The 19,584-nt window shown below is 67.7% G+C and carries 24 protein-coding genes and 1 pseudogene; 11 read left to right on the top strand and 14 right to left on the bottom strand.

Translation table 11 applies throughout. From position 1 onward, the window contains the following. Positions 1–32 precede the first annotated feature (32 nt). Positions 33–3,128, top strand: coding sequence for an AfsR/SARP family transcriptional regulator (locus FB475_RS26810; protein WP_272952101.1), 3,096 nt, complete (start codon positions 33–35; stop codon positions 3,126–3,128). Here FB475_RS26810 and FB475_RS26805 read toward each other — a convergent pair. Both FB475_RS26805 and FB475_RS26800 read right to left on the bottom strand, forming a co-directional pair. Then, positions 3,112–3,855 (bottom strand): ABC transporter permease, encoded by a 744-nt coding sequence (locus tag FB475_RS26805; protein WP_141859293.1) that lies wholly within the window; start codon positions 3,853–3,855, stop codon positions 3,112–3,114. The genes FB475_RS26810 and FB475_RS26805 overlap by 17 nt on opposite strands. After that, on the bottom strand, positions 3,852–4,790 hold the full coding sequence (locus FB475_RS26800) for an ATP-binding cassette domain-containing protein (RefSeq protein WP_141859292.1): 939 nt from the start codon (positions 4,788–4,790) through the stop codon (positions 3,852–3,854). Before FB475_RS26800 ends, FB475_RS26805 begins: the two co-directional genes overlap by 4 nt. A gap of 126 nt (positions 4,791–4,916) precedes the next feature. Between FB475_RS26800 and FB475_RS26795 the strand changes: the two genes are divergently transcribed. Continuing rightward, positions 4,917–5,591: a DUF4097 family beta strand repeat-containing protein gene (locus FB475_RS26795; RefSeq protein WP_141859291.1), complete on the top strand. Its 675-nt coding sequence runs from the start codon at positions 4,917–4,919 to the stop codon at positions 5,589–5,591. On the opposite strand, the gene FB475_RS26790 is transcribed toward FB475_RS26795, so the two are convergent. After that, the gene (locus FB475_RS26790; protein ID WP_141859290.1) at positions 5,572–6,441 is read right to left on the bottom strand and encodes a helix-turn-helix transcriptional regulator; all 870 of its coding nucleotides are present in this window, start codon (positions 6,439–6,441) and stop codon (positions 5,572–5,574) included. The two genes, FB475_RS26795 and FB475_RS26790, sit on opposite strands and share 20 nt — an antisense overlap. Before the next feature lie 215 nt (positions 6,442–6,656). On the opposite strand from FB475_RS26790, the gene FB475_RS26785 reads away from it, so the two are divergent. Continuing rightward, positions 6,657–7,679: a zinc-dependent alcohol dehydrogenase family protein gene (locus FB475_RS26785; protein ID WP_141859289.1), complete on the top strand. Its 1,023-nt coding sequence runs from the start codon at positions 6,657–6,659 to the stop codon at positions 7,677–7,679. A gap of 41 nt (positions 7,680–7,720) precedes the next feature. Here FB475_RS26785 and FB475_RS26780 read toward each other — a convergent pair whose 3' ends face one another. Beyond that, positions 7,721–8,230: a PadR family transcriptional regulator gene (locus FB475_RS26780; protein WP_141859288.1), complete on the bottom strand. Its 510-nt coding sequence runs from the start codon at positions 8,228–8,230 to the stop codon at positions 7,721–7,723. Between the two features lie 88 nt (positions 8,231–8,318). Here FB475_RS26780 and FB475_RS26775 point away from each other — a divergent pair, with 88 nt between their 5' ends. Next, complete coding sequence (locus tag FB475_RS26775; RefSeq protein ID WP_141859287.1) at positions 8,319–8,900, top strand: hypothetical protein; 582 nt, start codon at positions 8,319–8,321, stop codon at positions 8,898–8,900. A gap of 25 nt (positions 8,901–8,925) precedes the next feature. Then, complete coding sequence (locus tag FB475_RS26770; RefSeq protein WP_141859286.1) at positions 8,926–9,492, top strand: dihydrofolate reductase family protein; 567 nt, start codon at positions 8,926–8,928, stop codon at positions 9,490–9,492. On the opposite strand, the gene FB475_RS26765 is transcribed toward FB475_RS26770, so the two are convergent. After that, positions 9,482–9,997 (bottom strand): TetR/AcrR family transcriptional regulator, encoded by a 516-nt coding sequence (locus FB475_RS26765; RefSeq protein ID WP_238332429.1) that lies wholly within the window; start codon positions 9,995–9,997, stop codon positions 9,482–9,484. The genes FB475_RS26770 and FB475_RS26765 overlap by 11 nt on opposite strands. Before the next feature lie 102 nt (positions 9,998–10,099). Here FB475_RS26765 and FB475_RS26760 point away from each other — a divergent pair, with 102 nt between their 5' ends. Together FB475_RS26760 and FB475_RS26755 are read left to right on the top strand one after the other, a co-directional pair. Beyond that, on the top strand, positions 10,100–11,119 hold the full coding sequence (locus FB475_RS26760; protein ID WP_141859284.1) for an aldo/keto reductase: 1,020 nt from the start codon (positions 10,100–10,102) through the stop codon (positions 11,117–11,119). Between the two features lie 41 nt (positions 11,120–11,160). Continuing rightward, a complete protein-coding gene (locus FB475_RS26755; RefSeq protein ID WP_141859283.1) occupies positions 11,161–11,898 on the top strand; it encodes a phosphotransferase family protein in 738 nt (245 codons plus the stop codon). A gap of 23 nt (positions 11,899–11,921) precedes the next feature. Here FB475_RS26755 and FB475_RS26750 read toward each other — a convergent pair whose 3' ends face one another. Continuing rightward, entirely contained in the window at positions 11,922–12,236 is a 315-nt protein-coding gene (locus tag FB475_RS26750) for a hypothetical protein (protein ID WP_185759447.1), read from the bottom strand. Positions 12,237–12,294: 58 nt separating this feature from the next. Here FB475_RS26750 and FB475_RS26745 point away from each other — a divergent pair, with 58 nt between their 5' ends. The 4 genes from FB475_RS26745 (at position 12,295) to FB475_RS26730 (ending at position 15,068) form a co-directional block, all read left to right on the top strand. After that, the gene (locus FB475_RS26745; RefSeq protein WP_185759446.1) at positions 12,295–12,672 is read left to right on the top strand and encodes a DUF302 domain-containing protein; all 378 of its coding nucleotides are present in this window, start codon (positions 12,295–12,297) and stop codon (positions 12,670–12,672) included. Between the two features lie 73 nt (positions 12,673–12,745). Then, positions 12,746–13,276: a P-loop nucleotide/nucleoside kinase family protein gene (locus FB475_RS26740; RefSeq protein WP_141859281.1), complete on the top strand. Its 531-nt coding sequence runs from the start codon at positions 12,746–12,748 to the stop codon at positions 13,274–13,276. A 103-nt stretch (positions 13,277–13,379) separates the two neighbouring features. After that, positions 13,380–13,937, top strand: coding sequence for a dihydrofolate reductase family protein (locus tag FB475_RS26735; protein WP_141859280.1), 558 nt, complete (start codon positions 13,380–13,382; stop codon positions 13,935–13,937). A gap of 234 nt (positions 13,938–14,171) precedes the next feature. Further along, the gene (locus FB475_RS26730) at positions 14,172–15,068 is read left to right on the top strand and encodes an aminoglycoside phosphotransferase family protein (RefSeq protein ID WP_141859279.1); all 897 of its coding nucleotides are present in this window, start codon (positions 14,172–14,174) and stop codon (positions 15,066–15,068) included. Between the two features lie 496 nt (positions 15,069–15,564). Here the strand turns inward: FB475_RS26730 and FB475_RS38465 are convergent. The 8 genes and pseudogenes from FB475_RS38465 to FB475_RS26690 all read right to left on the bottom strand — a co-directional run. Then, positions 15,565–15,690, bottom strand: a pseudogene (locus tag FB475_RS38465) (Imm1 family immunity protein); the annotation flags it as partial. Positions 15,691–15,702: 12 nt separating this feature from the next. Beyond that, a complete protein-coding gene (locus FB475_RS26720) occupies positions 15,703–15,996 on the bottom strand; it encodes a hypothetical protein (RefSeq protein ID WP_141859278.1) in 294 nt (97 codons plus the stop codon). Next, positions 15,920–16,561, bottom strand: coding sequence for a DddA-like double-stranded DNA deaminase toxin (locus FB475_RS38460; protein WP_420359232.1), 642 nt, complete (start codon positions 16,559–16,561; stop codon positions 15,920–15,922). The genes FB475_RS26720 and FB475_RS38460 overlap by 77 nt, the downstream gene beginning before the upstream one ends. Before the next feature lie 267 nt (positions 16,562–16,828). After that, positions 16,829–17,089: a hypothetical protein gene (locus FB475_RS26710; RefSeq protein WP_141859276.1), complete on the bottom strand. Its 261-nt coding sequence runs from the start codon at positions 17,087–17,089 to the stop codon at positions 16,829–16,831. 194 nt (positions 17,090–17,283) lie between these two features. Then, entirely contained in the window at positions 17,284–17,760 is a 477-nt protein-coding gene (locus FB475_RS26705; RefSeq protein ID WP_141859275.1) for a recombinase family protein, read from the bottom strand. A gap of 79 nt (positions 17,761–17,839) precedes the next feature. Then, positions 17,840–18,697, bottom strand: a complete 858-nt coding sequence (locus FB475_RS26700; protein ID WP_141859274.1) for a helix-turn-helix domain-containing protein — start codon at positions 18,695–18,697, stop codon at positions 17,840–17,842. Positions 18,698–18,727: 30 nt separating this feature from the next. Further along, positions 18,728–19,240, bottom strand: a complete 513-nt coding sequence (locus FB475_RS26695) for a DUF6879 family protein (RefSeq protein ID WP_141859273.1) — start codon at positions 19,238–19,240, stop codon at positions 18,728–18,730. Further along, complete coding sequence (locus FB475_RS26690; RefSeq protein WP_141859272.1) at positions 19,218–19,457, bottom strand: hypothetical protein; 240 nt, start codon at positions 19,455–19,457, stop codon at positions 19,218–19,220. Before FB475_RS26690 ends, FB475_RS26695 begins: the two co-directional genes overlap by 23 nt. Positions 19,458–19,584 lie beyond the last annotated feature (127 nt).

Below are 19,584 nucleotides of genomic sequence, written 5' to 3'. Positions count from 1 at the left end.
GGCGTGGCAAAATCTGGCGGGTGTGGATTGGGATGCTGGGTTCGTTTGAGGTGCGGGTGGATGGCGGGAGCGCCGTCGACGTGCCGGGGGCCCGGTTGCGGGGGTTGTTGGTGGCTTTGGCGTTGGAGGCTGGGCGGGTGGTTCCGAAGGGGACGCTCGTGGACTGGATCTGGGGGGAGCAGCCGCCGGCCGATGCGGCCAATGCGTTGCAGCGGCTTGTTTCCCGGCTGCGGAAGGTGTTGCCGGTCGAGGGGCACCCGGACGGCTACCGGCTGCAGATCGACCCCGACGACGTGGACGCCGTACGGTTCGAGCGTCTGCTGACCCAGGCACGCACCGACCAGGACATCCAGAAGCTCCGCGAGGCGCTCGGGTTGTGGCGCGGGCCGGCGATGCAGGACATCGGGCTCACCGAGAGCGGCGCGTTCGACGCGGCCGTCACGCGCCTCGACGGGCTCCGGCTGGCCGCGATGGAGGATCGGTACGACGCCGAGATCACGCTCGGCAACGGCGCCGAACTCGTCTCCGAGCTGACCGATCTGGTCGCCGCGCACCCCGTCCGCGAACGGCTCGTCGCCGCGCTGATGCGTGCGCTGGTCGCCTCCGGCCGCGACACCGAGGCGCTCCGCGTGTACGAGCGCACCCGCGAAACCCTCGCCGACGAGCTCGGCGTCGACCCGTCGCCCGAGCTGTCCGCCCTGCACGTCGCCCTGTTGAGAGGCGAGCTGGTACGGCGGGACGAGAAGCGCAGCACCAACCTGCGCGAGGAGCTCACGACGTACGTCGGCAAGGATGCGGACGTCAGCACCGTCCGCGCCATGATCGGCGATCACCGCCTGACGACGCTGATCGGACCGGGCGGATCCGGCAAGACGCGGCTGGCGTCCGAGACGGCCCGCACCATGCTCCGCGACCTGCCCGACGGCGCATGGATGGTCGAACTGGCCGCGATCGGCGCCGAAGGGGACGTGGCGCAGGCGACGCTCAGCGCGCTCGCGCTGCGGGACGCGCTGCTCGGCGACGTACCGGAGACGGATCCGACGGACCGCGTGATCGCCGCCGTCCGCGAGCGGACGATGCTGCTGATCCTCGACAACTGCGAGCACGTGATCGAATCGGCCGCCCGTTTCGCGCACCGCGTACTGGGCGAATGCCCGCGGCTGCGGATCCTCGCCACGAGTCGCGAACCGCTCGGCATCACCGGCGAAGCGCTCTGGCCCGTCGCACCGTTGGTGCTGCCAACGGAAACGGCCGACCCGGCCGAGATCGGCGAATCCCCGGCGGTACGACTGCTCCAGGACCGGGCGAGCGCCGTCCGCGCGGACCTCGCCCCCGATCCCGCGACGATGGCCCGGATCTGCCGCGCGCTCGACGGGATGCCGTTGGCGATCGAACTCGCCGCGGCCCGCCTGCGCACGATGTCGCTCGAACAGCTCGCCAACCGTCTCGACGACCGCTTCCGCCTGCTGACCGGCGGCAGCCGTACGGCGCTCCCCCGGCACCGCACGCTCCGCGCGGTGGTCGACTGGAGCTGGGAGCTGCTCTCCGATGCCGAGCGAGCCGTACTGCGCCGGCTGTCCGTCTTCGCGGGCGGCGCCGGCCTGGAATCGGCCGAGCACGTCTGCGCGAGCGGTGACGTCGAGTCGTGGGAGGTCCTGGACCTGCTCACAGCTCTGACCGAGAAGTCGCTGGTGGTGACGAAGGACGACCAGCGGTACCGGCTGCTCGGCACGATCAAGGAGTACGCCCAGCAGCGGCTCGAGGAGGCGGGCGAGACCGACGCGACCCGCCGTACGCATCTCGCCTACTTCACCGAGCTGGTGGAGACCGCGGACCCGCACCTGCGCCGCGCCGAGCAGCTCGAGTGGCTCGCGATCCTCGAACCGGAGCACGACAACATCGCCGCGGCGATGCGGGCCGCGATCGCGGCCGGGGACGCGCCCGGCGCGATGCGGCTGGCCGCGGCAGCCGGCTGGTACTGGTGGTTCGCCGGGCACAAGGTCGAGGGCAACGAGTTCCTGCTCGCGGCGCCGGTGCTACCGGGCGACGTACCGGACGAGATCCGGGCCGTGGTGTACGCGTTCGTCACCGGGATCATGTCGTCCGGTCGCGGTCGCGACCAGTACAACGCGGAAGAATGGATCCGGAAGTCGGCGGAGATCAGTCGCCGGATCGACAACCCGCACCCGGCCGTGACGATGTCGCAGGCCCTGGTACGCCTACTGGACGGGCCCGACTCGTTCGTCAGCGCGTTCGAGGAGCTGCTGAGCGAGGACGATCCGTGGGTACGGGCGTTGGCGCGGCTGCAGACCGGGAAGATGCGGATCATGCTCGGCGACGGCGATCGCGACGCGGACCTCGCGCTGGAGACCGCGCTGGCAGAGTTCCGCGCGCTCGGCGAACGGTGGGGTACGTCGTTCGCGCTGACCGAGCTCGCGGACCGGCTCGCCGTCCGCGGGCAGTTCGCCGAGGCCGGCGAGTACTACGAGCAGGCGATCGCGGTCGCCGCGGAAGTCGGTGCGACCGAGGACGTCGTACGGATGCGTTCGCGGCAGGCGCAGTTGTACTGGCTGGCCGACGACCGGAAGGCGAGTGCGGCCGCGATGGACGAGGCGCAGCAGAAGGCCGAACGGGTCGCCTGGCCGGAGGCGCTGGTCGAGTTGGCGCTGTCCAAGGCGGAGCTCGCGCGCTGGGAAGGTGATACCGAGGAGGCGCGCCGGCAGCTCGGCCGGGCGACGACCATGCTCGGTCGCGAGGCGGAAAGCCCCAACCTGCGGGCGATGATCGAGGACCAGCTCGGTTATCTGACGACGGATCTGGACGAGGCCTGGCAACACCGGAGCGCCTCCTTCCAGGCGGCGGCCGAGGGCGGGCACGTGCCGGGGATCGCGCAGATGCTCGTCGGGATCGCTGACCTCGCACTGCGGACCGACCAGGACGAGCAGGCCGCGCGACTGCTGGCCGCGAGTGCCGCCGTACGAGGGCTGCCCGATCGTTCGAACCCTGACGTGGCGCGCGGCGAGCAGGAAACGCGCCGCCGCCTCGGTGACACGAAGTTCACCGAGGCGACGGAAGAGGGCCGGCAGGCCAGCTGGCGGGAGCTGGTCGAGGTCACGCTCGCTTCGTGAACGTCGAGGTCGACCAGACGTACCCGACGACCGCGATCCCGAGGCACCAGGCGAACGCCGCGATCAGGTCGCCGGTGTGCGGGGCGCCGTTCAGCAGGCCGCGCAGCGACTCGATGATCGGCGTGAACGGCTGGTACTGCGCGAACTGCTTCACGCCCGGCCCCATCTTGTCGGCCGGCACGATCGCGCTGCTGAAGAACGGCAGCATCACGAGCGGTACCGAGGCGAGCCCCGCGGTCTCCGGGCTCTTCGCGAACAGACCGAGCGCGACGGTCAGCCACGCGGTCGCGATGCCGAGCAGTACGACGAGACCGATCACGCCGAGCCACTGCGCGAAGCTGGCCGACGGGTTGAAGCCGAGCGCGAACGCGACCCCGATGATCGCGGCGATCGCGATCAAGTTGGTCAGTACGCTGGCGATCACGTGCCCGGTGAGGACCGCGCCACGCGGCACGTCCATCACCTTGAAGCGGTTGATGATGCCCTTGGTCATGTCGGAGTTCACCGCGGTCGCGACAGCGCCGAGCCCGTAGCAGACCGCGAGCAGGAGCATGCCGGGCGTTGCGTAGTCGACGTACGGTACGCCGACGCTGAAGGCGTCACCGAGCATGTAGACGAACATCAGCATCACCACGACCGGCATGAGTACGGCGTTGAACACCGAGGTCGGGTTGCGGGCGATGTGCTTGAGGTTGCGGCGCAGCATCACCATCGAGGGGTTCTTCATTTCGCGACTACCTCCGCGGTGTCGTGGCCGGTCAGGGCCAGGAATACGTCGTCCAGGTCAGGGGTGTTGACGGAGAACTCGTCGGCGTTCAGCGAGTACTCGTCGAGCCGGTCGAGCAGCTTGCGGACGGACTGGGTACCGCCGTCGCTGGGAACCCGCAGCGCGAGCGCGTCGTCGTCGCGGGTCGCGTCGGGGAAGATCCGGGCCGCGGTGCCGAGCTCCTCGACCGAGCCGAACCGGAACCGGACGTGGGTGCCGGGCAGCTGCCGCTTGAGCTCCTCCGGGGTGCCCTGGGCAACCAATCGGCCCTTGTCGAGTACCGCGATCCGGTCGGCCAGCTGGTCGGCCTCGTCAAGGTACTGCGTGGTGAGGAAGATCGTCACGCCGTCGGCCAGCAGTTCGCGGATGATCGTCCACATGGTCCTCCGGCTGCGCGGGTCGAGACCCGTCGTCGGCTCGTCGAGGAAGATGATCTGCGGGTCGCCGACCAGCGTCATCGCCAGGTCGAGCTTGCGGCGCATACCGCCGGAGTACGTCGCGGCGGCCTTGTCGGCCGACTCGACCAGGTCGAACCGTTCGAGCAGGTTGCCGACAACTCGCTGGTCGGCCTTCGCCCGGGTCAGGTCCACCATCAGCTGCAGGTTCTCGCGGCCGGTGAGCAGCTCGTCGACCGCCGCGAACTGGCCGGTGACGCCGATCGCGGACCGGACCGCCTTCGCCTCGGACGCGACGTCGTGGCCGGCCACCCGGACCGTACCGCCGTCGGCCTTCGTCAGCGTGGTGAGCACGTTGACCGTTGTCGTCTTGCCGGCCCCGTTCGGGCCGAGCAGCGAGAAGACGGTGCCCGCGGGAACGTCGAGGTCGATGCCGTCGAGCACGGTCTTGTCGCCGAATGCCTTGCGCAGTCCTGTGACCGCGATCGCCGAAGTTGTCATGGCTCCACTGTCGGCAGCACCCCTGACACGCACCTGACACGCCGCCTACACCGTGTCAGTGCTCGGCGCAGCGGCCTGTCAGCGGGCTCGGCGACAGTTGCAGACACCTGAGAAGAGGAGAGTCAGATGTCCACGTTCAGCACTCCGGTACCGATCTCCGCGGCGGTCGACATCATCTTCGGCGACATCACCGTTCGGGCGAGCGACCGTACCGACACCGCCGTCGAGGTCCGCCCGGCCGATCCGTCGTGGGACCTCGACGTGCAGGCCGCCGAGCAGGTCGTGGTCGCGTACGCCGACGGGAAACTGCAGGTCAGGCACCCGAAGCTGCGGTCGATCTTCAGCAAGCGGTACGGCGCTGTCGAGGTCGTGATCGAGCTACCGACGGGTTCCGAGCTGCAGGGCTACACCGCGAAGGGCGACTACGTTGTCGAGGGTCGCGTCGGCGCCTGCGAGCTGAAGACCGCGAACGGTGACATCCACGTCGCCGCGGCCACCGGCAACGTCCGCGCCAAGTCGGCCACCGGCAACATCACCGTCGATCGGGCAGACGCCGAGCTCCACGTCCGCACGGCGAGCGGCCACATCCGGGTCGGCGCGTTCGGCGGCGGCCCGGTCGACCTCTACACCGCGACCGGTGAGGTCGCGGTCACGGTCCCGGTTGGTACGGCGGCCGCGTTGGACGCCCGCAGCTCGGTCGGCCGCGTCTTCAACCACCTGGACATCAATGAAGCCGCGTCCCGCACCGTCACAGTCCGAGCCCGCACCCACGGCGGCAACATCACCCTGACGCGGGCGTGACCTCCGCGGCCAGCGAGGCGAGCAGGCGGAGCTTTTCGGCGGAGGTCGAGCCGGGTTCGGCTGTGTAGAGCATCAGCATCAGGCCGGGCTCGGCGGTGACCGCGAGTCCTTCGTACGCCAACGTGAGCTCCCCGACCTCTGGGTGGCAGAACCGCTTCGTACCGGTGCCGTGGGTACGGACGTCGTGGGATCCCCACAGCCGGCGGAACGTCTCGCTCTGGGTCGACAGTTCACCGACCAGGTCCTGCAACGCACGGTCGTGCGGATCGCGCCCGGCCTCGGCGCGCATGATCGCCACACACATGTGCGCGAACAGGTCCCAGTCCGGGTAGAAGTCCCGCGACGCCGGATCGAGGAACTGGAACCGGGCCAGGTTCGGCGTCCGGCCGCCCGCCCCGATCACCGGCGAGTAGAACACCCGCCCGAGCGCGTTCGTCGCGAGCAGATCCTGCGCCGGGTTGCGGACGAACGCGACGCCGTCCGTGATCGCCTCCAGCGCCCACTGCAGACTGGGACGCGACATCGTCTGCGTGGTCGGGCGGCGCCGGGCCCGCCCCGAGGTCGGGATGCCGTCGGCGGCTCGCGCCAGGTCGAGCAGGTGCGCGCGTTCGGTGTCGTCGAGCCGCAGCGCCTGGGCGATCGCCTCGAGGACCGCGGACGAGGCCCCGGCGATCGCTCCACGTTCGAGCTTGGCGTAGTACTCGATGCTGACTCCGGCGAGCATCGCGACCTCGTTCCGCCGCAGCCCGGGCACCCGCCGCCGGCCCACGTTCGGCAGCCCGACCTCCGACGGCGTCAGCTTCGCCCGTCTGGAGGTCAGGAACTCCCGCACCTCAGCCTTGTTGTCCACGACATCGACAGTACCGGCGCCCGACCCGCCGAAGGATGTACTGCTGGTACACCTCTCGAGCGGGTCTTCTCCACCGTTCCTCCCGGCGCTTGCATGGAAGCGCAAGAGAGGAACCACATGACCCTGACGACCCAGCGCGCAACCGCCGAACCGGCCCTCACCACCACGGTTCTAACCACAGTCGTACTGATCACCAACCAGAGAGGTTCTCTCCCATGCGTGGAGTCATGATGTACGGACCCGGCGACGTCCGGGTCGAGGAGCGGCGCGATCCGGTCATTGAGCAACCGACCGATGCGATCATTCGGCTGAGCGCGACCTGTGTGTGCGGCTCGGACCTGTGGCCGTACCGCGGACAGGACCAGCTCGACGGGCCGGCGCCGATGGGCCACGAGTACGTCGGGGTCGTCGAGGAGATCGGGTCCGCAGTGACCACCCTGAAGCCTGGCGACTTCGTCATCGGCTCGTTCTTTGCCTCCGACAACACCTGCGAGATCTGCCGGGCCGGATACCAGTCGCGGTGCGTCCATGCCGAGCCGATGGGTGCCATCGGCACCCAGTCCGAGCTGGCCCGGGTACCGCTCGCCGACGGCACGCTGGTCGCCGTACCGGGTACGCCGGACGCCGACCTGGTCCCGTCGTTCCTGGCCGCGTCGGACGTACTCGGCACCGGCTGGTTCGCCGCCGTCGCCGCGGAGGCCGGACCGGGCAAGACGGTCGCGGTCGTCGGCGACGGGGCGGTCGGGCTGCTCGGCGTACTGGCCGCGAAGCAGCTCGGCGCCGAGCGGATCATCGCGATGAGCCGCCACGAACCGCGACAGCGGTTGGCGTTGGAGTACGGCGCCACAGACATCGTCACCGAACGCGGCGACGAGGGTGTTGCCCGGATCAAGGAACTGACCGACTCCTACGGCGCGCACAGCGTCATCGAGGCGGTCGGTACGCAGGAGTCGATGATGCAGGCGATCCGCTCGACCCGCCCCGGCGGTCATGTCGGATACGTTGGTGTCGCCCACGAGGTGAGTCTGCCCGGCGACGAGCTCTTCTTCTCCGGCGTCCACCTGCACGGCGGACCGGCGCCCGTCCGGCAGTACCTGCCGACCCTGATCGACCTGATCTCCCGCCGTGTGATCGACCCTGGCAAGGTCTTCGACCTCACCCTCCCACTGGAAGACGCGGCCAAGGCCTACGAGGCGATGCACCAGCGCCACGCGATCAAGGCACTACTCCAACCCTGAGCACGGAACCAGGAGCAGTTTTCCCGGGTGGTCGACCCTCCCTAGCGCAGCTGTTTTTCGGCCCAGCGGGCCCATTCGCGGTGCATCGCGGCGTAGCGCAGGCCCCACTCGAGCGCGATCCGGCCGTACACGGACAGGTCGTTGTCGCCCCAGTCGGTGTGCTGTTCGACCGCGCGCAGCTCTTCCTCGAGCTGGTCCATCTGCCGGACGCCGCGCTCCATGAAGCCGCGGGCCTCCTCGGGCGTCACAGTGCCGAGGAAGAACACCCGCAGCAGCAGATCGTCGCGGCGCCGTCTCGGTCGCTCCTCGAGCAGCCACCGGCGCAGCTCCGCGCGGCCGGCGTCGGTGATCGCGTACTCCTTGCGGCCGCGCGGACCCTCCGCACTGACGGTGACCTGTTCGTCGGCGGCCAGCTTGGCGAGTTCGCCGTACAACTGGCTCTGGGTCGCGGGCCAGACGTTCGCCAGGGACTGCTCGAACTGGCGCAGCAGGTCGTACCCACTGGCAGGATGCTCGACGAGCAGCCCGAGTACGGCATGTCGAAGGCTCATGCTCAGATCATGACATTCCAGTGTTGACATGTCTAGAGCTGAGTGTCTACCTTCGACCTGTCACTACTGGAACGTCAGGGGAGTCCCGATGAACTACCTCCGCAGCTTCGCGCCGTGGATCATCTACGCGGTCGCCACCACCACGTTGGACTGGCGGCTGTGCGCGCTGATCGGCCTGGTCATCGCGGTCGCCCTCGTCGCCTGGGAGCTCTCCTCCGCCAAGGGGCTCGACTCGATGGTGATCGAAGTGAGCGCCGTCGCGTTCTTCGCGCTGGTCAGCCTGATCGCCTTCGTCCTCCCCGACGCGCCGCTGCACGAGAACCTGCTCGCCCTGTCATCGGCCTGGCTCGCCCTGACGGCGTGGGGTTCACTGGCGATCCGGCAGCCGTTCACGCTCGGCATCGCGCGCACGATGGTCCCGCGGGAGATCTGGGACAACCCGGTGTTCCGGCGTACCAACGTCGTCATCACGGCGGTCTGGGCGATCAGCTTCACCGTCGAAGGCATCGCCGCCGCCGTCATCACCGCGGCCGCGCCGCACGTCGTCACACCGATCGTCGTCCTCCGGATCGCGTCGTTCGCCGTCCCCGCCGTCTTCACGGTGCGCTACTCGAAATACGTCCGCGCCCGCGCTGTCGAATCGGCCGGCCGGCGTTCGTCGGAGGGGTAGAACCGACTCCGGAAGGACGATCAGCATGTACACCTTCGACGTCTTCAGCAGCCTGGACGGCTTCGGCTCGCACCGCGGCGACTGGGGCGGGTACTGGGGCAAGCAGGGGCCGGAGTTCCTGGCGCACCGGCTCGCGCAGTACAGCGCCGACCAGCGCATGGTTCTCGGCGCCACCACCCATCGGGTCAACGCGATGCTGCTGAACGGCAGCGATGAGGATTTCGACCCGTGGGTACGGCGGATGCGCGAACTGCCCACCACCGTCATCTCGTCCACGCTGCAGGAACCGCTCGATTGGCCGGACGCGACCGTCGCCGCAGGTTCAGCGGTCGACGTGGTACGCCGACTCAAGGAAGAGTCCGCCGTACCGCTGCGATCGCACGGCAGCCTGACGCTCAACCGCGCACTGCTGGCAGCAGGCCTCGTCGATCGGATTCAGGTGACCGTCTTCCCTGTGATTACTGGGCAAACCGGGACCGACCCGATCTTCGGCGGAGCGCTCGACTTCGACCTCGAACTGCTCGAAACGCGCACCCTCGACGGCAACACGCAGGAGCTGATCTACCGGCCGACCGTGCACGTCACGCGGTGAGGCCGGCCATCAGGAACCCGACCATGCGGCGGGCGTCGTACCGGTCGTTGTCGCTTGGGCCGATACACAAGTTGCCTATCGCAAGCATTAGCTCGAATGCCCGTACGTCCTTGATCCCGGCCGCGGCGAGGAGCTCGTCGCAGACCGGCAGCAGCTGATCCAGGAAGTACTTGTGCAGCAGCGCGTCACCACCGGGCAGCCCGTGCTTGGTGATCAGGAAGTCGACGAATCCGTCGACCCAGCGGAGCAGCGCGGCGTACGGCGTGGGCTCGGACTCGAGGTACTCCGGGCCCTGCCGCGCGAGCTCCTCGACCTGGTGACGGTAGACCGCCACGACGAGGTCCGCGCGGCTCGGGAAGTGCCGGTAGACCGTACCGACACCGACGCCGGCCCGCGCGGCGATGTCCCGCACCGGCGCGTCGACCCCCGCCGCCACGAACGCCGCGGCGGCCGCGTCGAGCAGGGCCTTCTCGTTCCGCTGTACGTCGGCCCGCCTTTTGGGCACCCCGTCCTCCCTCGCTTGCAAACCGGAACGTTGTTCCGTATTGTCGAATGCGGAGCAGCGTTCCGCTTTGCTCCCCATGATGACATCCCTTCGGAGGACCTTATGCAGTACCGCACGCTCGGACGTACCGGCGTCCAGGTCAGCACGCTCGCCCTCGGCGCGATGAACTTCGGCACGATCGGCCGCACCGGTCAGGACGAGGCGACCGCGATCATCGACCGCGCGCTCGCCGCCGGCATCAACCTGATCGACACCGCCGACATGTACTCCAACGGCCAGTCCGAGGAACTCGTCGGCGCCGCGATCGCCGGCCGCCGCGACGACGTCGTACTCGCCACCAAAGCCGGCCTGCCGATGGGCGACGACCGCAACCACCGCGGCGCATCCCGCCGATGGCTGACAACCGCCCTGGAGAACAGCCTCCGTCGGTTGAACGTCGAATACGTCGACCTGTACCAGATCCACCGCTGGGACCCGGCCACGAGCGACGAGGAAACCCTGTCGGCGCTGACAGATCTCCAACGCGCGGGGAAGATCCGGTACTTCGGTACGTCGGAGTACCCGGCGTACCGCCTGGTCGAAAGCCAGTGGACCGCCGATCGCCATCACCTCGGCCGCTTCACGACCGAACAGCTGAGCTATTCACTCTTGGGGCGAGGCGCCGAGGCAGAGACGTTACCGGTCGCCGAACAGTACGGCCTGGGGGTACTGGCCTGGAGCCCTCTAGCCTCCGGCTGGCTTTCGGGCGCGATCCGTGCCGGACAGGAGGTGACGACGAACCGGTCCGCCTTCATGCCCGACCGCTTCGACACCAGCATCCCCGCGAACGCCGCAAAACTGGACGCCGTCGAGAAGCTCGCCAAGGTCGCCGAGCAGTCCGGCCTGACGCTCATCCAATTGGCCCTCGCCTTCGTCACCAACCACCCCGCGGTCACCAGCGCCCTCATCGGCCCACGGACCCTGGCCCACCTCGATTCTCAACTGGAGGCGGCCGACACGATTCTCCCGCCTGATGTCCTCGACGCCATCGACAACATCATTGCCCCCGGCATCGACCTCTCCCCGGCCGAGAAGCACGCCGTCATCCCGTCGCTCACCGACCCCGCCCTCCGCCGCCGCTAAACCACGTGACGGCGACCGCCGGTGCCGGGAGAATGACCGGTGTGGATGAGGTTCGGGTTGTTGTTGCCCACAGCGAGCGGACGACGTTGCGCGTCGGGGACACGTTCCTGAAGGTCGACGCCGACGACGCGAACCTCGAGGTGGAGGTCGAGGCGATCGGCCTGGCACCGGTACCGACGCCGGAGATCCTCTGGCGCAAACCGCACGTCCTCGCGCTGGCCGCCGTACCGGGGACTGCGCTCGGCGTACTGGGCCGGCCGTCGCCCGCGTCGCCGGACGCCTGGGCCGCGGCCGGTGCCGCCGTACGGAAGTTGCATGAGGCACCCTTACCGCCGTGGTCGGCTCCGTCGAACGACGAGATCGTGGCCGGCCTCGACCGCGAATGCGACTGGCTGATCGCGAACGACGTACTCCCGGCCGACCTGGTCACCCGCAACCGCGAGCTCGCGGAACTGGTGTTCCGCCCGTGGACGCCGGTGTTCGCGCACGGCGATCTGCAGATCACCCACATCTTCACCGAACGCGACGAAGTCACCGGCATCATCGACTGGTCCGAAGCAAGCCAAGGCGACCCGCTGAACGACCTCGCCGTCCTCACACTGGGCCACGAGGAATGCCTGGACGACCTCCTGGCCGGCTACGGCACCGACGTAGACGTCGAGGTCATCCAGGCCTGGTGGTCCCTCCGCAGCCTCAAAGCCGCCCGCTGGCTCATCGAACACGGCTTCGACCCCAACACCCCCGGCGCCGAATTCGACGTCCTCCGCGCCCGCATGTAGGGCCACCGGCGACGCGCTGGGGTTTACGAGCGGTCGTAGTGGGACGGTGGGAACGGGTGCCGTTCGGTGAGCGGGTAGATCTCGCCCTCGGACTCCTCCCGCCGCAGCTCGGCCTCGGCGTCCTGGTACTCGGCGCTCTGAGTCACATCGGTAGGCACCGGTTCGTCGGTCGCCGGCGGTACGTCGTCCGGGTCGTACGCGTCGACCCCGGCCTCGACCCGCTCCTCCTCGGTACGGCGAGCGAGCTCGTCGTCGTCCGGCCGCAACGCCGACGCACCACCGTGCTCCCGCCGGTCCCGGTGAGCGTTCTCGGACGTGTCGAACGGTTCCTCGGTCATCGTTCCTCCCTAGGCGCGACTCTCACCCCACGGTACGCCCCGCCGTACGATCGTCACCGTGACCGCTGAAGTCATCACCAAAACCGCACCCGGCACCGTCGCCGAGGTCGCCGCACGCTTCCGCGCCCTCCTCGACGCCAAACAGATCAGAGTCTTCGCGACCATCGACCAGGCCGAAGCAGCCCGCTCCGCCGGCCTCACCCTCCGCGACACCATCCTCATCATCTTCGGCAACCCCGCCGCCGGCACCCCCATCATGTCCGCCGCACCCCTGGCCGCCCTGGACCTCCCCCTGAAACTCCTGATCTGGGACGACAACGGCACCACCCGCCTCACCTACGAACCCCCCGAAACCCTCGCCACCCGCCGCAACCTCACCGCCGACTCAGTCACCGCCCTGAACGCCATCCACCAACTAACAGACGCCCTCACATGAGCCAGCTGCGCCTACTGCCGGGACTCCGCGCCACGGACGATTGGAGGTTGGAACCGTAGTGTTCCTGCTCCAAATGTCAGGTGTTCCCGGCTCCGGCAAGTCCACCGTGGCCGCCCACGTCGTCGCCGCACACGGCGCAGTCTCCGTCGACTACGACGTCATCAAGTCCGCGATTCTCGACGCAGGCTTCGACCTCACTGCGAGCACGAAAGCGGCGTACGAAGTCATGTACGCCGAAGCTCGCCACATCCTCACTCAAGGCCACTCGGTGATCGTGGACAGCCCATGCTTCTGGCCAAGAATCCTGACCGAGGGCATGGATATCGCCAGACAACACAACGCGACCTACAAATACGTCGAGTGCCAGCTCAATGACCTGAAACTGCTCGACGAGAGATTGACTCAGCGACCACGACTACGAACCCATCGACGCGGCGTGAACCACCCGCCAGTAGACCTCGGCGACGATTTGGTGGACGGCGAGGCGTTCTTCCGCGACGCGACCAACCGCGTCCAACGCCCCTCGACCAACTATCTCCAACTGGACATGCGCCGCCCGCTGCCCGACCTACTACCCGACGTAGACACCTACCTGAAGTCATAACGCTGAGCTTGGCTCGTGGGTTGCTGCCTCCTCGACTTGGCCCCACCGAGGCGGTGCGGCGAACGACGGACGTGCGGCCGTAGTGGCACTAGACTCGCCGGCCATGGGACTCCTCACCTTCAGCCTCAACCTGACCCTGGACGGTTGCGTCGACCATCAGGAGGGGATCGCCGACGACGAGACGCACGCCTTCTACACCCGTCTCATGGACGAGGCCGGGGCAATGCTGTGGGGTCGCACCACCTACGAGCTGATGGAGAGCTACTGGCCGGCCGTCGCCCGCGGCGACGAGGAGGCACCTCCAGCCCTGCGCGAATGGGCGACCAAGCTCGAGGCCAAACCGAAGTACGTGGTGTCCTCGACCCGCACCGACTTCCCGTGGACCAACAGCCACCACATCACCGGCGACCTGCGCGAAGGCGTACAGAACCTCAAGGACGCGACCCCCGCCGGAGTACTCCTCGGAAGCGGCAAACTCGCAACCGAACTCGACCGCCTGAACCTCATCGACGAGTACAGGCTGCTAATCCACCCCATGATCGCCGGCCACGGCCCAACCCTGTACCACAGCGGCCTACCCACCACCCGCCACCTCGAACTCCTCTCAGCAAACCCACTCCACAACGGCGCAGTAGCCATGCACTACCGCCGCGCCCACTGAATCGCAGGCGCCGTCGCCCGCCCACGGGCAGCACAGGACCCTCCTCGCCGAGCGCCCCTTCGAAGGCGAGAACTCACGAAGGCTTAGCTTCCCCGGTCATGCAAAGCCCCGTCTCCGAAGGAAAACGGGCTTCTCATCTGAGGAGCACAGCATCATCGCCGTCGTGGGGACCTACGCCCGGCACGATCTGGATACTCGGTTGACAGAGACAAATCCGATCGGTCGGATTGCCTCGTGAGTGCCCGCAAGGTCCAGGCCGATGTCGACACACCGCTCGTCCGCGAGCTGGTGGCGGCGCAGTTCCCGCAGTGGGCCGCGTTGCCGCTGCAGCCGGTCGACTCCAGCGGGCTGGTGAATGCGATCTACCGCCTCGGTACCGATCTGTCCGTACGATTGCCGCTCCGGCCCTCGACCATCGGCATCGTGCACCGGGAGCAGGAGAAGCTCGCGGCACTCGCGCCGTTCCTGCCGGTGGCCATCCCTTCCGTCGAGGCGATCGGTTCACCCACCGACGCGTACCCGGGCGAGTGGTCCGTCCACCGCTGGCTCGCCGGCACACACCCATCTCCCGACGCCCTCGCCGATCCACGCGGGGTGGCGGCGGACCTCGCGGCGTTCGTCGACGCGTTCCGGCGGATCGACCTGCCGGACCGGCCGCCGGCGTATCTGGGCGAGCGCCGCACCCGCGCTCCGATGGGCGCGATGGACGCCTCGACCCGGGAGGCGATCGGCGAACTGGACGGTCTCATCGACACTCGCGCAGCGTTGGCGTCGTGGGAGGAATCGCTCGCGGCGCCGTACGACGGGCGCGAAGTGTGGGTGCATTCGGACCTGACGCCGGGCAACCTGCTCGTGTCGCCGGAGGGCCGGCTGACCGCGGTGCTCGACTTCGAGACATGCGGTCTCGGCGATCCGGCGTGCGACCTGTTTCCCGCGTGGTACCTGCTGCCCACGAACGTCCACAACGAGTTCCGCGCTGCCCTGGACGTGGACGACGCAACATGGCTCCGCGGACGCGGACGCGTGCTGTCCCAGGCCCTGATCGTGTTACGGCACTTCAAGAACAGCAACCCAGCGCTCGCGACCTACGCGTGGCACGCCGTTGCCAAGGTGCTCGCAACCCCTCGGTGACCTGTCGTCGCCGTAGCCACGAACCAATCCGCCCGGCCAAAGACCCACGGCCTCCGCGCCCAGATGGCCCAGATGCTCGCAGCTCCGGCCGCTCCCGAACGAGATGCGCAGGGCATACACGGAATCGGGCCTCGAAACAGCTCGTGACCCCGATCGAGCGAAAGGCGGATTCGGCAACGGAGAACCGGCCTCAAAGCTGTGGTGGAGGTGGCGAGGCGTTACTCCAACCACCCAGACCTTACTCAAGCCGATGCTCGAAGTGCTGGGCTTAGCGAAGCACAAGATCGCAACGGAATACCGAGTCAGTCTCAGGACAATGAAGCGGGTACCGAGGCAGCATCGGACCTAAAACTCGCGGGGAACCGGAAGCCTCTTGCCTGATGTCAGCGATCGACCCGAAGTCGCTTCGCGCGCTGCCGTAACGCCGCCTCGCCTCCCTCGAGGGATGTTGCAGACCTGGGCGCGTATCGCCAGGTCCTCCAATCCTCCGCTCTTGTCATCGAAGCTTGTCTTCGCGCTGCCACCTCACTGACGCAGGCCGTTCGCCGCTGGCCAAGAACTCCGTCACCGCTTGCCGGATCCGCTCAATCGAGATCTCCGAGTCTGCAGGGAACTCGCGGTCGCTGCCGGTGTACTAGTAGGTGATCTCCTTGTCGCCGCCAGCCTCGCCCAGGCTGTAATAGGTGCCACCGCCACCCATGTACCGCAGCGCGCCGACGTCGCCGTCTTCGTTGTTAATCGCCACCAGTAACTCATGATCTGGCGCGCCCACCGCGTTGACCCGACCTTCGACGTACAGCGCGGCTACCGAGTGGCTGTAGTCCTCGGCGAGCAGCCCATCTACCAGCTCGTCAACATGCGCGGGCGTCTCCAACCGTAGCGGCGCTTCGCCGTGTACGTGCTTGTAGTAGGCCTTGACGACAGTCATGGGGTCTCCGTTTCTCCGTGGTAGATCTTCTCAAACCATCCGGTCCGTAGACCGTCAGCTGACTGCCAGGCGGCAGGAATCTGGGCAGCAGCTCGTCACAGCCCAGCGCGCCAGGACAGGGACGGTTGTTCAGGACGATGCGGGCTCGCCGGATGCCCTCGCGGCGCATCTTCATCGCGAACTTGAGCTCGACATCGGCGGCAGTCGACAGCTTGTGAGGCTCGGTGACCAATCCGAGCTTTTCCGCGTGACGCTGGGCCTGTTGGTACTGGGGATCGTGACGACCGCTAATGAGGTCATGTTCGTTGCCGTCGTCATCGACCCAGATACCCCGGGTCTTCGGACTGTAGCCCCGGCTGACGACCCGTTTTGGCAGCTTCTGCCGAAACGGCTCGGGATCGAAGTCAGGTAGTTCGCCACCCCCGTTGTCATCGGGCTTAGGCGCGCCAGGCTTGGACGAGGCACCGCCTCGCCGGCCGTCCGCGGGCGACGTACTCCCGGCTGCGCCGTTCGGGTGCGAGGTACTGCCGCCCGTGGGCTCGGCGCTGCGCTCGGCACTCACCATCTGCTCCGCCCATCCGCGGGCGCGGAGCGGGGCCAGCGATAGGTAGTGGGCGGCTTCCTCGCAGCGCCGGGCCGCTTCATCCAGCTGCATGGCGGCCATCCGGGCCTGCGGGTTGTTGCTCACACCTCCGACCCAACCTGCGGCTTCGCGGTACTTCCGGGCTTGGTCATGCAGGTAGGCCACTACGCGAGGAATCTCGTCAATGGCCGCAAGCAAGGCCTGGGCAACGCGTTGCAGTTCGGAGGGCATCGGCAGTGGGAGCGCCGGCTAGATCTGGTTGGCGTAGCTACGGCACCCGGCTTCGGCAATCTGCAGCGCCTGCACGGCCTGCTCCACTGACTTCCCGGCCGCCTCGAGAACCGTAGAGATGTCGCGGTCGGCGCCGGTGGCAGAACCGGAGATCAAGGCCTGGACGTGTTGGCTGGCCTGCTCGAAGCGCTGCTTGAATCCCGCTAGGCTGCCCGCTCCGCTGCGCGACTGGTCGGCCAGGCTGTGGAGCTGGAGTTTGAGTTGCTCGATCTGGGACATCGCGGCCTCACTGTTCGGTGTCGGTCGGGGCGAACTGGTTGGAACGGCTGGCTCGGTGCGGGCTCGCCTCACCACACCAAGCCAGCCGGTCTATGGGTTCCCTGCCCGAGCCGCCAGGGACTGCAGGGACTCGAGCAACTCGGACAGGGACCTCCGTGGTGGCGGAACGGCGCTATGACCTCGACGCAGGAAGATCAAGACGCTGCCTTGTCGATGTGGCGGACGGCCTTGTCAACGGAGACAACTCGGGCTTCGGTCGCGGCCTCGAAGTACTCCTTCACGCGCGCAGATCCCAGCATCATCAGGTGCAGCAGGCTCGGCACGAGCACCACCGAAACCTGGTCGCGCATGACGGCCTGAAAGAACCGTTCAAAGCCCAGTAACGGTCGCTCGGGATCGTCTTCTACAAACGTTGCCGCGAGCTCGAAGCCGGACGCGGCAGCGAACGCGGTCAAGCGTTCTTTGGTCCGGTTGACCTCGGAGGTAGACACCAGCAGGTGGGCGCGCAGATAGGCGTAGGCCCGTGGGCGTACAGCTGGTTGGCGGCGGTCCTCGGAACCACAGCTACAACGCGGCGCGTCGCAAACGTGAGAGGCGGCCGTCCGGCTGCCCGGTCGTCTGTGCGCCGTACGCGTGTCCGCAGGCGCCTGATGGTCAAACCCCGTCGTCACCCCTTGACCGTATGGACCTGAAGTGCGCCGGATCGATGAACTTGCGCCAACTTGCGCGCGCTTTCTGACGCGTGAAGAACTACACGGGCAGCTCGGCCAGGGCGGTCCGGATCAGGGTGCGGGCCTTGGATCCGTAGAGGGCGAGCTTCGAGAACGCCGTGAAGGTCTCGGCATACATGGCGATCTCGCGCGGCTGGGTGATGGTCAGGAATCCGGAGACGAGCTCGACGTTGGCCTGGGCCTGGTCGAAGATGTAGAAGTCTTCGACCGGCCAGCGCGGCGTCCGATCAACCGCAGCCGGGATCACGCCGAGGCTGACGGAGGCAAGTCGCGCCACATCGAGAAGGTGCCGCAGTTGTCCGGCCAAGACTTCTGGGCCGCCGACTTGGTAGTGCAGGGCGGATTCTTCGAGGACGAAGGCGAAGGTGTGTCCGCCCTCTGTGAGGATGCGCTGACGGTCGACGCGTTCGGCGACAGTAGCGGCAACATCGTCCACGGGTACGCGCCGGCGGTCTCGCAGCGACGTCAGTACGGCGGTGGTGTAGTCCGCGGTCTGCAAGAGCCCCGGGATCATGCTCTGGCAGTAGGACCGGTACTGCTTGGTGCGGTCGTAGAGCTCCCGCACGGAAACGTTGAGGTGGCGTAGCCCGGTCTGTTCGGCCCGCCGCCAATCCAGCCACATCGAGTCGACGGATCGGAGTTCGGCGATCAGCTCGGGGAGGAGCCGGGTCGAGGCGCAGACCGCGCACCATGTGCGGAGGTCGGCTTCGGACGGCTGCTGCTTGCCATTCTCAATCTTGGAGGTCTTGGCCTCATGCCAGCCGGCCGCGGTCGACAGCGCCCGCGCGGTGAGTCCCGCGTCGAGCCTGACATCCCGCAGCCGGTTGGCAAGCGCCTGACGGGCGCTTTGGGCACTTGAGGATTGCGAAGCAGGCATCCAGTTTCGTTAACGAGGAGAAGTCGACGGTTACAGTGTGAGGGCGTAGTCGGCGTGGTCGATGCCACGTTCCCAGGCCGCCTCGAAAGCCTGAAGGCAGAGCTTCACCACGTCAGGGTCGGTACCGACTTCGTTGCCGACGAAGCGCCCGTCCCCAGCAAAGAAGATGAACTGCAGCGTGGCTTCATCGAAGATCCAAACGTCATTGCCGGGCAGGGCAATCGTCGAAGCGCGGGCGCGAGGTAGCCAGCGAATCTGCTCCCCGGCCGCCACGTTGGCACGCGATGTCACGGCATACTCGAAAGCGATGTATTCCGACACGGGCTCGCTGATGACCCGGACCCGCTTCATCTGGACGCCTCGCCCCGTGGCGCTGCGGGCGGTCTCGGTCCAGTCGGTGTATTCGCGCACGGCCTGGTCGAGGTCACCCGACTGCCAGGCGATGTAGCCCGGGTCGTCGGTCATGTACTGGTCGCGAAACTCGAGCTTCAGTGCAGTCCGGTTACAGCTGGCGAGCAGCTCAGCGAACGACGGCTCCGGCACGACTGGCCTCCATGATCATCTCCGCCATGTGGGCGGGCAGCTTCACCACGGACTCTGAGTCGGACAGCCCACTGTCCTTCGACAGTCTGGCCAGTACCTCTGGGTCGATGACGGTCTCGCCCTGGAAGTAGAGATCCCCGGTCTCCTCGTCCCGAAAGACCGCCGGACAGTTATTCCCAGGGCAGTTGGGGTCCTTGCCGTAGAACTCTATCGCCATGATGACCTCCCGTATTGGGCAATGCGCGGACGGTGCGGGCCTATCATCGAGCGGACTATCGCGTGTAGCCAACCCTTAGTCCCGGTATCGCGCAAGTTCGAGCAAGTCACTTGCCAGAGCCTGTTGT

The organism is Kribbella jejuensis (assembly GCF_006715085.1).
Taxonomy (GTDB): domain Bacteria; phylum Actinomycetota; class Actinomycetes; order Propionibacteriales; family Kribbellaceae; genus Kribbella; species Kribbella jejuensis.
The sequence above is the reverse complement of the archived record's forward strand: the minus strand, read 5'-3'. Positions and strand labels throughout refer to the sequence as shown.